The following is a 13,033-nucleotide window of genomic DNA, read 5'->3' as shown; positions in this document are numbered from 1 at the left end:
TTTCTATACCAATCGTCCAAGATTCGTATAAGCTTCCTATAAGCTCTCTATAAGCTAACCCCACCCTCCTCAAAGCCTTTTTTCATCAAAAACCCTCCCTCCTCTCTTCCGAACTTCTCCGATATATTCCGAATCCTCCTAACAGTCCCCAACACATCACTTTTTCATCTCAAACTTTGGCAAAGTTAATAGCCCGTCGTGCTACGGCTGCCTGTGCGGCTCGCACCTTTGCCAAAGTTGAATAAACTGACAATACCTCCGCTGGTTTACAAGGCGTAGCCTTGATTTTGTTTAAAATTTGTTTAATTTCTGAGGCACAGCCTCATTTCTCTAATACAACCTAACACTCCATTTTCTCATTTTCTCATTTCCAAATTTCCTCATTTTCTAATTTTTCCCGCCCGTGTGGCTCGCATTATTGGCATTATTACCATTTCCAGTATTATTAATTTTTGTCAATTAAAAAATATTTCGTACCTTTGTACTATCTTTTAAACAGTAACACACTATGAAAAAAGAACAACTCAAACAAATGAAAGATGGCAAGGGCTTTATCGCAGCCCTCGACCAAAGTGGCGGTAGTACCCCAAAAGCCCTTAAACTTTACGGTGTGAATGAAGACCAATATAGCAATGAAGACCAAATGTTTGACCTCATTCACCAAATGCGTACCCGCATCATCAAAAGCCCCGCTTTTAACAGCCATAAAATTATCGGTGCTATCCTTTTCGAACAGACAATGGATAGAAAAATCGACGGTAAATACACCGCCGATTATCTCTGGGAAGAAAAACATATAGTCCCCTTCCTAAAAGTCGATAAAGGCTTAGAAAGCTTAGACGCCGATGGCGTTCAACTGATGAAACCTATAAACGGTCTTACAGAACTCTTAGAGCGTGCCAATGAGCGTCATATCTTCGGCACCAAAATGCGTTCAGTCATTAAAAAAGCCTCTCCTGACGGTATAGCACGAGTGGTAAAACAACAGTTTGAGATAGCCAAACAAATCGTAAAAGCAGGACTCGTGCCTATTATAGAGCCCGAAGTAGATATCAATATCCCCGATAAATCACCTGCCGAAGCTATCTTGCGCGACGAGATAAGAAAACACCTCGATGCCCTCCCCGAGACTTTTAACGTGATGCTCAAACTCTCTTTGCCAACTATCAACAATCTCTACAAAGAGTTCACCAAGCACCCTCGTGTAGTACGTGTAGTCGCCCTTTCAGGAGGTTACCCAAGAGAGAAAGCTAATGATATCCTCGCCGAAAACAAAGGCGTAATCGCCAGTTTCTCAAGAGCACTTACCGAAGGACTCTCAGCTCAACAAACCGATGCTCAGTTCAACGATACTTTAACTCACACTATCGAAGGTATTTACGAAGCTTCAATTAAGTAATCTAAAAAAAACAGACTGCTCCAAAAAGATTTTCTGGGGCAGTCTGTTTTTTTGTTATTTCTTTATTATTCAAAAATATTTTATATCTTTGCCACATCTTAACTAAAGAATAGCAATCTATGAAAGAAGAATTAGAACAAAGTTTAGTAGCTCTCGCTACCGAAATTATTGCTAAACAAGGGAAACTTAACCTCATAGAACTCAATAGACAGGCTCATAAATTAGCTGAAAAAATCACTATATTGAGTTTCGTTGATAAATATTATCAAGACTTAGGTGCTAATGAAAACCGAAAAAACTCAATGATGAAAAAAGTATCTAATTTCATTGATGAAAATCAAGAAAAAGATATTTTCGACATCAACGTAGAAGCTACCGAAGTGCAACCTATTGCTGCTAAAGGACAAACAAAAGAAAAAGCTTCGTTTGTAGCAATGGAACCAAAACCCGTTCAAAAACAAACTACAAAAATAGCGCAACCCCAAGTAGAAGTACATCAGCCCGAACCTGAATGGGCAGTACCTGTGGAACAACCCAAAAGAGTAGAAACATCTCAAATAGATTTTGCAATCGAGCAACCTCAGCAAGTAACACAGCCCGAACAGTTTATTGAGCAACCTCAGTACACCGATGAACAACGTATCTTAAAGCAATCCCCTTCCTTAGAAGAGTTTATCTCTCAGTCTAAGAACACAGTATTCGATAGAAAAGAAACTGATGAGAATATAAAACCCGTACAATCTCTTAACGATAAGTTAGGTAAAAATGCTCAAATAGGTTTGAATGATAAATTAGCTTTTGTACAAAAACTCTTCCTTGGTAGTGAAAGCGAATATAACAAAGTTGTAAAACATATCGGAGAACTCAATACAATGCAAGATGCTGTTTTATACTTAGAACAAGAAATAAAACCTACTTACAACTATTGGAAAGACAAAGAGGAATACGAAGAACGCTTCCTTTCTCTCCTTCTCAAACGCTTTGAAGTGTAATGAGCAAACTCTATCTCATTCCTACCCCCATAGGCAATCTCGAAGATATAACCTTGCGAGCACTCCGTTTGCTCAAAGAGGTTGATATCATCTTAGCCGAAGATACGCGCACCAGTAGTAAGCTTCTCAAACACTACGATATCCATACTCCTATGCAAAGTTACCACCTGTTCAACGAGCACAAAGTGGTAGATGGTTGGGTACAGCGCATCAAAGGAGGTACTACCGTAGCACTCATCACCGATGCAGGAACACCTGCCATTTCCGATCCCGGCTTCTTGCTTACACGTGCTTGCCTTACTGAGGGAGTAGATGTAGAATGCTTACCAGGAGCTACAGCCTTTGTGCCTGCCTTGGTAAACAGTGGCTTGCCTAACGACCGTTTTACCTTCGAAGGCTTCCTTCCCGATAAAAAAGGACGACAAACGCGCCTCTCTCAGCTCACAACTGAAACCAAAACGATGATTTTCTACATCTCCCCGCATAAATTGCTCAAAACCCTCACTGACTTTATCACCACTTTCGGTACCGACCGTCCTGCGAGTCTCTCACGTGAGCTCACTAAGCTACACGAAGAAACCCAACGTGGCACTCTCCAACAACTTTTAGACTATTATAAAGATAAGAATACTAAAGGAGAAATAGTTCTTATTGTTTCTGGAAAAAGTGAAAAATAAAAAGTCGCTTTTCCGTCACACATTCCCCCTAAGTTGAAAAATACAACAAAAATGATTATCCTTCACATAGAAACTTCAGGGCTCAATTGCTCGGTAGCCCTATCAAAAGACAATCATATTCTTGCAGAAAAATCTGAGAATGCAGGCAAGTTTACCCATTCCGAAAACTTACATCTCTTCATTGAAGATGTAATGCAACAAGCCTCCTTACCCCTTTCTGCGGTTGATGCTATAGCCGTAAGTGCAGGTGCAGGCTCTTATACAGGTTTGCGCATTGGTATTGCTACTGCCAAGGGTCTTTGCTTTGCTTTGGAGAAACCCCTAATTGCTATTCCCTCCTTGCAAATCCTCGCTCACCAAGCTCAGGGCAATTGTATTATCCCTATGCTCGATGCACGCCGTATGGAGGTGTATAGCGCTGTGTTTAATAGTGCTTATCAGTTTGTGAGTCCTACTGAAGCTAAAATCCTCGATGAGCATAGTTATCAAGAAGAACTAAATAGGGGTAAAGTAACTTTTTTAGGTGATGGCAGTACGAAGTTTGCTACTATCTGTAAGCATCCTAATGCTGTATTTATACCCAATGCCTTCCCTGAGGCAAAAGATATGCTTCCGTTTGCTATAGAAAAATATACAAAACAAGACTTTGAAGATATTGCTTATTTTGAACCTCAGTATTTAAAATAGAAGTAAAAGTTAATGCCCTACAATTAGGATTTCATCATCGGTTAGAAGCTCTTCGTTCCGGAAACGTAGCAGTATTTGGGCTACTGTAATAGTATCTTTTTCACAATAAGTAGCGATGCGATCTACATCGCCTTCATTGTAGAACACATCACGCACTTCGCTACCATTAATATCGTCTTTAGGCGAAGGAATGCCCAAAATATGAGCCAAGAGCTTCAGCGAAGTGAAGTGTTTATAATCACCAAATTTCCATAGTTCAAGAGTATCGAGATGTGGAATTTCCCAAGGTTTCTTGCCAAAGAGTTGTAGTTTTTGAGGAATAGGAATACCATTGATAATCATACGTCGCGAAAGGTAAGGAAAGTCAAACTCTTTGCCGTTATGAGCACAAAACAATTTATTAGCGCGTGAAAAGTGTTCTTCTACCAAACGCACAAAATCTTTTAACAATACTTCTTCCTCTCCCACAAACGAGGTAACCCTAAAAGTGCGTTGCTGATGCCGAAAAGAAAAGTAGCCTACTGATATACATACAATCTTACCAAACTCCGCCCAAATACCTGCACGGTCGTAAAATTCTTCAGCAGTAAACTCATCTTTCCGCTGATAACGTGTCTTTTCCTCCCACAGTTCCTGTTCTAAAGCCGAAAGCTCAGCGTGTTGTTCATAGAGTGGTACCGTTTCTATGTCTAAGAAGAGAATATCTTCAAGATTAATCTTGTTAAGCATTTTTACTGAAATTCAACTATTAATTTAAAGTCTCATAACTCTACTACCCTCTAACACCTAAAATCTTATATGCCTCATCTATATAATCATAAATGTCTTGTGTAAACTTACTGCCTTCAGGAGAGGTATCAGCAGTGCGATGTCCTAAACGCACAATGATAACTTTATCAGTAGGATTTACAATTACGTATTGTCCCAAATGTCCGCGCATCATAAAGAAATGGGTATCTTTATAGTCTAATAACCACCAACCATAGCCGTATTCTGGACTCTCGGCAAAGCGCGGTTGTACGGAAGTCGCCACAAAAGTAGAGTCTAATAGCTGTTTGCCATTCCACTTACCATTATCTCGATAGAGTTTCCCGAGGCGGGCAAAGTCACGGGCATTCGAAGCAATACAACAATAGGCTTTTTCGAGTCCGCTTTCTTTACTGTCTAATTGCCAAAGAGCATCGCTCTCACAACCCATCGGTTGCCATAAGCTCTCGGTGAGATACTGAGTAAGGGTCTTCTTTGTAGCTTTCTCCAATACCATTCCCAAAAGGAAAGTATTTCCACTGAGGTATTTATAGGCTTTCCCAGGAGGAGAAACAATCCTCAGTTGGAGCATCTTTTCTCTAAAATGTTTATCAAAATAAGCACGAGTCGTAATAGAAAACGGATTGTAATACGCCTCGTCCCAGTCAAGCCCTGATGCCATAGACGAGAGGTCGCCTACCGTAAGCTGGGCTCCGAAGCCTTTTTTGTACTCAGGAAAGAAATCGCTTACTTTTTGGTCGAGACTCTTGATATAACCATCGGCAATAGCCCTACCCAAGAGTGCCGACACATAGCTCTTTGCCATAGAAAACGAATTACTCTTGCTCTCAGTATTATAGCCTTCAAAATACTGTTCGTGCCATATACTATCGCCTTTGATGATAAGGAAAGCTACCGTTCCGTATTTTTTATGGGCATTTTGTAGCTCGGGGGTTTCGGGTATTTTGTTGTAATCCGCTGAAAGTGACCAAGGCTGAGGAGCAGGACTTTTAGCAATTGTACGATTGTCAAAATAGGTATAATCATCAAGAAAAGTAGTAGTATGCCCCGTGCCGTAGACTAGCACTACTGCTTTGAGAATATAACCATAGCCCGCCACGTAAAGGGTTCCTATGAGTAGTAGCAGTACAACAACGAAATTAATGAGAAACTTTTTCATATTTAATTTTTTAATAGGGTTTTTTTATGCTTATTCTTCATCAGGCAACAATATAGTTTCGCCATTCTCGGTTTCGTACATTACCCCGAGACGTTTACCTTTTTTCTGAGTGGTAGAAGCATCGGGGGTTGCACCTTCTACAGTTTTATATTTAGTGATTTTCTGTCCTTCACGACGAAGGATTTCCATATCATCGCCTTTCTTCTTTACAATGGTAAAATCTTCACCCGAAAAGAAATCAGCCATATTCAGGTTCATCACCATCGATACCATTAAGGCAACGGCAAAGACCATTGCCACGTCAAAGAGGTTTACCACTACACTTAGTGGGTCGGCATCATCGTCTTTGAGTCGGGATATGCGTCGGTTTGTTTTCATTGTCTTGCGGGTTGAGTTAATACTCTACTTACATATTCAAGGTTATTGATTTCCTTGCTATACCAGCGTTGTTTGAACTGCAAAGTTACCAACCCTACTAAACTAATCACTAAGCCTACAACAGTGGTGGCAAATACCACTTGCATATTACTCGCCATCTTAGAAATGTCTCCGGTGGAGAGCCCTGTAAGCGCCGGACTCATAGCGATAAGCGTACCGATAAGCCCTAAAACGGGACCTACTTTTGCCAACAGCTTAGAGGTGGCTATGTCTTTTTCGCCTTCATTCTCGAAGTTGGAAATCATATAGTCGTAATATGCCTCGTCGGGTATATGGCTAAGAATATCACGCAAGTATTGGGTGTAAAGGGCGTTATCGCGTGCGGGCAATAGAGCTTTAAGCTGTTCTGCGCTTTCGGGTGTTAGCATCCTGATGGCTTCATTCAGCTGTTTGTCGTTTTTGTATTTAGTGATGAAGCGGTTATAGAAACTACCTATCAATAATAAAGCGCGCACAAAAAGCACCAAGAGTACAATAATGTCGGGTATCAGCAAACTATCCGATACCAAGAATAGAATTTTGGAAATTTCACTCATAAAGTTAATGTCTTAATTTAGTAATTTGTCAATGTTTGCCTCTACTCATTAGCTAACTGACAAATCAGCTAATTTGGTAATTGTTTGTTCGTATCCATATTCAAAGGCGTGATCGAGCATTTTAGTATCGAGTACGCCTACATTGCTGAGATTATGTAATAGCAAGTGGTCACATTTTTTGAACTTGCGGTTATAATTGCCATCCATAGTGATGTTGTAAATCCGTTGCATAAACTGGAACGAGTTGCTGAGTTCCTTCTCAGTAATCGTTTCTAGCGGATTCACAAAGCTCCCTATAATTCTATCGCATCGGTCTTTGAGGGGTTCTATGGGGAAGTTGTTCAGCAGTCCCCAGTCGCAATATAAACTGTCTCCTATTCTCACCGGTGAGAAGTAAGGGGGTAATGCCGACGACGCAATGAGGGGCTGAATGAGCTCTCCTTTGCTAAAATACTGTACTTTACCATTCAGCAGATTGGTAGCTGTTACCACTAAGGGCAATCGCAAGTCTTCAAAAGTCGGACATTGAAATTGTTTTTTAAAGAACTTAGTATATTTGGCGCTATCTACTAATCCCACTTTTTTAAAAGTGAGCATCGACCATTTGAACACAGGTGTTTCCTTAAAAAAATGCACCATATCCTCGGGCTTTACCCCACAAGCGTAGAGTGCCCCGATAAGTGCTCCACCACTGGTACCCGAAATAATTGAGGGTTGCAAGCCTTTTTCTTCCAAAGCCTTCAACAATCCAGCGTGTGCCAAAGCGCGCACCCCGCCTCCTGAAAATACTAAACCTAACTTCATAAGTTCCTCACCCCCTCCGTTCTTCCCCTCCCCAAAAGGGAGGGGAAGAGGAAATCCGTAAAAGGGAATTTATTCTTTATATTGTTTGTTACTTTTATAATTTTACTTCCTCTCTCTTTTTAGCTTGCCTCTCTCCTCGGGAGTAGCCAACGAGGGATCGCAGTTGGTATGTGAGAACGGGGAAAGGATTATCTAATTAAAATAAATGCCAGCATTGCACTCACGTAGGCAACTCCCGTCATAAATATCCATTGGATAGCTGTCCATTTCCAGCTATTGGTCTCTTTGCGCACTACGGCAACAGTGCTGAGGCACTGCATTGCAAAAGCGTAATAGAGCAAGAGCGAAATACCGGTGCCGAGTGTGTATACAGGCGTACCATCAGGACGTACTTCAGCACGCATTTTTGCCAAGATAGTACGTTCGCCCTCTTCACCTTCGGTATCCAAATCTTTTCCTAAACTATAGACCGTTGATAAGGTACTAATGAACACCTCTCGCGCTGCAAACGAAGCTACTACCCCTATACTGATTTTCCAATCGTAGCCTAGCGGGCGAAATACGGGTTCTATTCCTTTGCCTATGTAACCCAAAAACGAGTATTCAAGACTTTGGGCTTCTATGTAATGTGCTTTCTGCTCGGCAGTCCACTGGTGAGTTTGTGCCAACTGCTCGGCGGTAGCCTCTATGCTGTTGTACTTTTCTCCTACTCCGTGAGAGCCTAAAAACCACAAAAGTATCGAAATTGCTAAAATGAACTTCCCTGCTCCTACTACAAAACCTTTGGTCTTCTCATATACAGTGAGGCATACATTGCGCAAAAGCGGAATTTTATAATCGGGAATTTCTGCGATAAAGAAACTGTTGTTCTTGTGCATCTTCAGTACTTTGTCTAAGATGAAAGCCGAGAGCAGAGCTACCGCAAAGCCCAAAAAGTACATTGCAAAGAACGTCCACGCTTTATAGCTAATCGAGCAAAAATCACCGTCTGGAATTACCAAGTTAATAATGATGAGATATACAGGCAAACGCGCCGAACAGGTCATAAACGGAGTAACAAGTATGGTGATCAGGCGTTCTTTCCAATTCTCAATATTGCGGGCAATCATCACAGCAGGTACAGCACAAGCTGCTCCCGAAATCAGAGGAACAACACTCTTACCGCTGAGCCCAAAACGACGCATTACATTGTCCATCAAGAACACCACCCTACTCATATAGCCACTTTCTTCCAATAGGGCAATCAAGGTGAAGAGTACAGCTATTTGGGGGATAAACACCGTAATACCTGCGATTCCTGGTAGGATACCCTCTATTAGTAATTCGCTAAGTGCACCAGCAGGTAGTTTAGTAGCAAGCCATTCCCCAAAAACATTGAAACCGTTTTCTATCCAATCCATCGGATAGCTCGACCAAGTAAACACTGCTTGGAAGATAAGCAAGAGTATCGCAGCAAACACCACATAGCCAAAGAAGGGGTGTATAAGGAAGCGGTCGAGACGTGCGCGAAGCGTCTGTGCTTTGCGCTGGTCTACCGTATACGTCTCTTTCAGTATTTTGTTGATAAACTGATAGCGAAGTATCGTTTCTTTTTGCTGTTTGCGCCGTTGCTCACTTTCCGACGTACCAAAAGTCATTGCCTCTAAGCGAGAGATATCCACACAAGGAGTGAGCGACAGTTGTTGATAATTTACAATAGCTTCTTTCAGTTCCGTAAGCCCTTCGCCTTTGCGAGTACTAGTGAGCACAACTTTCGTTTGCAAGACCTCAGCTAATTTTTCCACCTCAATACTGATACCCTTTTTGCGCATCTGGTCTACCATATTGATAACAAGTATCGTAGGCAACCCAAGGTCTTTTACTTGGGTAAAGAGCAAGAGATTTTGTTTGAGGTTACTCACCTCACACACCACTACCACCACATCAGGATAATGAGGCTCAGAGCTATGTGTAAGCACATTTACAGCCACGTGCTCGTCTTCCGAGCTTGGGTTGAGACTATAGGCACCCGGCAAGTCTATGATTTCGGCTTGCTGGGTATCGGAAAGCTTGCAGTATCCTATTTTTTTTTCGACAGTAATACCAGGGTAGTTGCCTACCTTTTGGTTCAAGCCCGTCAATGCATTGAAGAGCGAACTTTTACCGGTATTAGGGTTGCCCACAAGGGCGATTTTTAAACTTGTCAATTTGTTAATTTGCTAATTAAATTGCTTGTGCAACTTGCACCTAATTTGCTAATTCTATCGCTTTTGCCATATCCTTTCTAATCGAAAGAAATGCCTCATTCATACGGATATAGATAGGGTCGCCAAAAGTAGCTTTTTGGAGCACCTCCACTTCACTACCCGCATAACAACCTAAATCTATGAGTTTCTGAGGTATTTTAGCAATATCAATTTCTTGTATAAGCCCTTTTTCGCCTTTTTTTAGATCGGCAACAGTACAAGCACGGTTGCGCACTTCTTCCATAACGATTATTATTATTTAGAATGATTTTGAGTGCAAAGGTAGTAAATAATTTTAATTCTACAATACCATAACTGCCGATAACAACTGTAATATCTATAAAACAAAAGCCTAAACACCGCATTACGCTAAATGTTTAGGCTCTAAGTTAATCTTCCCTTCTCGATTCCTTTATTTTGTAATCGCCTGTATGGCTCATTCCCACCTGTCGTGCTACAACTGCCTGTCGCGCTACGACCTCACACCAATTACCTTCCCATATATATCAGCAATATACTGATATCCGCTGGCGATACCCCACTGATACGCGAGGCTTGCGAAAGAGTAACAGGACGTATCTTTTTCAGCTTTTCGCGCCCTTCAAACGAGAGCGATACTATCTTGTCGTAATCGAAGTTGTCGGGAATGCGCACACTCTCCAAGCGGTTGAGTTTATCAGCATTATTGCGCTCTTTTTCTATATAGCCGGCGTATTTCACCTCTACTTCTGCACAGGTTTTTTCTTCCTCGGTAAGTTCGTTCTTCTTTATATATTCGGCAATACGGTCTATAGCCTCAAAGTCAGCAAGAGTTACATCGGGGCGAGAAAGTACCTTTTGGAACTTGTCGCCTTGTTTCATTGGTGATGACTCGTATTTTTCGAGTATAGGGTTTACCTCTTCGGGGGTAACACTCAATTCCTTTATATAAGTGATAAATCCACTCACCTTGCGTTCTTTGGCTTCCCACGCACGATAGCGTGCTTCACTTACAGTACCTATTTCATACCCTAACGGAGTCAATCGTCTGTCAGCATTGTCTTGTCGCAAGAGGGTGCGGTATTCAGCACGTGAGGTAAACATACGATAAGGCTCTTCGGTGCCTTTGGTGATGAGGTCATCAATCAAAACTCCTATATAAGCCTCATCGCGTTTCAGTACAAAAGGAGCTCGCTCGCGTATTTTCAGCACCGCATTCACGCCTGCCATTAGTCCTTGTGCAGCGGCTTCTTCATAGCCCGTAGTTCCGTTGATTTGCCCCGCAAAGTATAAGTTTTCTATAAGTTTCGTTTCAAGCGTATGTTTTAGTTGTGTAGGCGGAAAATAGTCGTACTCTATCGCATACCCTGGACGGAAAAACTTCACCTTCTCAAAACCTGCTACCTGACTCAGGGCAGCGTATTGCACCTCTTCGGGCAAAGAAGTCGAAAAGCCGTTCACGTACATCTCTACGGTATGCCAGCCTTCGGGCTCTACAAACAGCTGATGATGGTCTTTGTCGGCAAAACGATTTATTTTATCTTCTATCGAAGGGCAATAGCGCGGTCCTACCCCGTGGATAATGCCCTGAAACATAGGCGAACGGTCGAAGCCTGTGCGCAATATATTATGTACGCGCTCGCTGGTGTACGTCATATAGCAGTCTTTTTGCACTGCGAGCGGTTGTGTTTCAGCAGAAAAAGAAAACTTTTGTGGATGCTCATCGCCTGGTTGAGGAATCATCTTACTGAAATCAAGCGAACGCGCATCTACACGTGGAGGCGTACCTGTTTTCATACGTCCCGCCTCAAAACCGTGTTGTACGAGGCACTCGGTGATGCCATATGCTGCGGGTTCACCTGCACGTCCTCCGCCAAACTGTTTCAGCCCTATGTGCATCACTCCGTTCAAGAAAGTACCATTGGTGAGCACTACACTCTTCGCTTTGATAGTAATCCCCAATGAAGTGCGTACTCCTACTACTTTGTCTTTCTCTATCAGAAGGTCGTTTACCATTCCTTGAAAGAAATCAAGTGTAGACAGACTTTCCAACTGCAATCGCCACGCTTCCGAAAAACGCATACGGTCAGATTGTGCACGCGGACTCCACATAGCAGGACCCTTCGATTGGTTGAGCATCTTAAATTGAATGGCGGTTTTATCAGTGATAATCCCCATATAGCCCCCCAAGGCATCTATTTCGCGCACTATCTGCCCTTTGGCAATACCTCCCACAGCAGGGTTACAGCTCATTTGGGCAATATGTTGTAAGTTCATAGTAATCAGTAGTGTGCTGGCTCCCATATTGGCAGCCGCAGCGGCAGCTTCAGCACCTGCGTGTCCTCCGCCCACTACTATCACATCATATTCAGTTGTAAACATTTGTCTAATTTGCAAATGTGCTAATCTGCTAATTTGCTAATTTTTCTTTAGAAGTTTATACAGTTCTTTGATACTCTTTTCGAAGCGTTTGATGAGTTTAGGATTAGTTACTCTACTGCGTAACTGAGGTTGTTCATACCAAGCGGTATCAGCTCCTGCCCTACTATGACTCAATTCCAATTGGTTGTCTATATTTACAATAAAATAATAATCAGAAGGAAAATAAGAGTCTTTTTCATCAAAGAACACAATAGATTTCGGTAGATAAAAATCTCCATATTCATAGGTAGTGTGAGGTTTTTCGGTATTCCACACTACAGCATACTTAAAACCTTTGGTGTTGTTCCAAAAAGCCAACGGCGATGTTTTCTGAGGAAGCTCAAAAATCTGCAAGGCATCTTCAGGAATGAAAGCACTGAGTTGTATGATTTTATTGAATAAATCAACGGTAATCACCTCGTTCTTTAATGGGTGACCGTGTAGTTTCTTCTCTCTGTAATAGATTCTCGGCATAACAATTCAAACTCTTTTAAGTCTGCAAAAGTACAAAATAAAATCATAACTAAAAAATGATACGCAAAAAATAACATTTTTTCCTTTTCTAAATTCCATTTTACAACCGTCTCACATACACCTCTCCTCCCTCCTACCTCCACCTTTGCTATACTACACTTTATTCATCTTATCATTACACTTTGCCAAAGTTTCAAACTTAGCAAAGTTAATATAGCCCTCTTTGTCTTTTGCTCTCCCTTTTAAGCCTCTCCCAATCCCGCGATAGCTTACCTTTGACCGCTACAATTTTTCCTCGCTTGTCGTGCTACGACTTCTTTTTCTTTCGCCTCGAAACCCCGTTTTTAACATTTTTTGCATTGTTGTATTAAGCTATTAATCAATTATTTATACACCCTTTCTATACCAATCGTCCAAGATTCGTATAAGCTTCCTATAAGCTCTCTATAAGCTAACCCCACCCTCCTTACACCC

Annotated in this window: 13 protein-coding genes; 4 read left to right on the top strand and 9 right to left on the bottom strand. The window is 41.8% G+C overall.

The window, feature by feature from the left end; all coding sequences use genetic code 11:
* Nucleotides 1–508: 508 nt before the first annotated feature.
* The 4 genes from HMPREF1321_RS06165 (at nucleotide 509) to tsaB (ending at nucleotide 3,755) form a co-directional block, all read left to right on the top strand.
* On the top strand, nucleotides 509–1,399 hold the full coding sequence (locus HMPREF1321_RS06165) for a fructose bisphosphate aldolase (protein ID WP_009421823.1): 891 nt from the start codon (nucleotides 509–511) through the stop codon (nucleotides 1,397–1,399).
* Between the two features lie 119 nt (nucleotides 1,400–1,518).
* A complete protein-coding gene (locus HMPREF1321_RS06160; RefSeq protein ID WP_009421826.1) occupies nucleotides 1,519–2,391 on the top strand; it encodes a hypothetical protein in 873 nt (290 codons plus the stop codon).
* Nucleotides 2,391–3,068: a 16S rRNA (cytidine(1402)-2'-O)-methyltransferase gene (gene rsmI, locus HMPREF1321_RS06155; RefSeq protein ID WP_009421817.1), complete on the top strand. Its 678-nt coding sequence runs from the start codon at nucleotides 2,391–2,393 to the stop codon at nucleotides 3,066–3,068. Before HMPREF1321_RS06160 ends, rsmI begins: the two co-directional genes overlap by 1 nt.
* Nucleotides 3,069–3,119: 51 nt before the next feature.
* Complete coding sequence (tsaB, locus tag HMPREF1321_RS06150; RefSeq protein ID WP_009421818.1) at nucleotides 3,120–3,755, top strand: tRNA (adenosine(37)-N6)-threonylcarbamoyltransferase complex dimerization subunit type 1 TsaB; 636 nt, start codon at nucleotides 3,120–3,122, stop codon at nucleotides 3,753–3,755.
* A 9-nt stretch (nucleotides 3,756–3,764) separates the two neighbouring features.
* Here tsaB and HMPREF1321_RS06145 read toward each other — a convergent pair whose 3' ends face one another.
* The 9 genes from HMPREF1321_RS06145 to HMPREF1321_RS06105 all read right to left on the bottom strand — a co-directional run bounded on the left by HMPREF1321_RS06145 (nucleotide 3,765) and on the right by HMPREF1321_RS06105 (nucleotide 12,559).
* Entirely contained in the window at nucleotides 3,765–4,484 is a 720-nt protein-coding gene (locus HMPREF1321_RS06145; protein WP_009421820.1) for a 3'-5' exonuclease, read from the bottom strand.
* Between the two features lie 43 nt (nucleotides 4,485–4,527).
* The gene (locus tag HMPREF1321_RS06140) at nucleotides 4,528–5,682 is read right to left on the bottom strand and encodes a serine hydrolase domain-containing protein (RefSeq protein WP_009421825.1); all 1,155 of its coding nucleotides are present in this window, start codon (nucleotides 5,680–5,682) and stop codon (nucleotides 4,528–4,530) included.
* A gap of 30 nt (nucleotides 5,683–5,712) precedes the next feature.
* Nucleotides 5,713–6,060 (bottom strand): DUF2149 domain-containing protein, encoded by a 348-nt coding sequence (locus HMPREF1321_RS06135; protein WP_002674860.1) that lies wholly within the window; start codon nucleotides 6,058–6,060, stop codon nucleotides 5,713–5,715.
* Nucleotides 6,057–6,656 carry a MotA/TolQ/ExbB proton channel family protein gene (locus HMPREF1321_RS06130; RefSeq protein WP_009421821.1) on the bottom strand — a complete coding sequence of 200 codons (600 nt, stop codon included), beginning with the start codon at nucleotides 6,654–6,656 and terminating at the stop codon, nucleotides 6,057–6,059. Before HMPREF1321_RS06130 ends, HMPREF1321_RS06135 begins: the two co-directional genes overlap by 4 nt.
* 48 nt (nucleotides 6,657–6,704) lie before the next feature.
* Nucleotides 6,705–7,460, bottom strand: a complete 756-nt coding sequence (locus HMPREF1321_RS06125; protein ID WP_009421822.1) for a patatin-like phospholipase family protein — start codon at nucleotides 7,458–7,460, stop codon at nucleotides 6,705–6,707.
* A gap of 188 nt (nucleotides 7,461–7,648) precedes the next feature.
* Nucleotides 7,649–9,646, bottom strand: a complete 1,998-nt coding sequence (gene feoB / locus HMPREF1321_RS06120; RefSeq protein WP_198003461.1) for a ferrous iron transport protein B — start codon at nucleotides 9,644–9,646, stop codon at nucleotides 7,649–7,651.
* 40 nt (nucleotides 9,647–9,686) lie between these two features.
* Entirely contained in the window at nucleotides 9,687–9,929 is a 243-nt protein-coding gene (locus HMPREF1321_RS06115) for a ferrous iron transport protein A (protein ID WP_009421815.1), read from the bottom strand.
* Between the two features lie 245 nt (nucleotides 9,930–10,174).
* A complete protein-coding gene (gene mnmG / locus HMPREF1321_RS06110) occupies nucleotides 10,175–12,046 on the bottom strand; it encodes a tRNA uridine-5-carboxymethylaminomethyl(34) synthesis enzyme MnmG (protein ID WP_009421824.1) in 1,872 nt (623 codons plus the stop codon).
* 36 nt (nucleotides 12,047–12,082) lie between these two features.
* Complete coding sequence (locus tag HMPREF1321_RS06105) at nucleotides 12,083–12,559, bottom strand: hypothetical protein (RefSeq protein ID WP_009421816.1); 477 nt, start codon at nucleotides 12,557–12,559, stop codon at nucleotides 12,083–12,085.
* Nucleotides 12,560–13,033 lie beyond the last annotated feature (474 nt).

It is taken from the genome of Capnocytophaga sp. oral taxon 412 str. F0487, assembly GCF_000271925.1.
GTDB classification, from domain to species: Bacteria; Bacteroidota; Bacteroidia; order Flavobacteriales; family Flavobacteriaceae; genus Capnocytophaga; species Capnocytophaga ochracea.
Note: the sequence above shows the minus strand (reverse complement) of the source record. Positions and strands in the feature narration are given on the sequence as shown.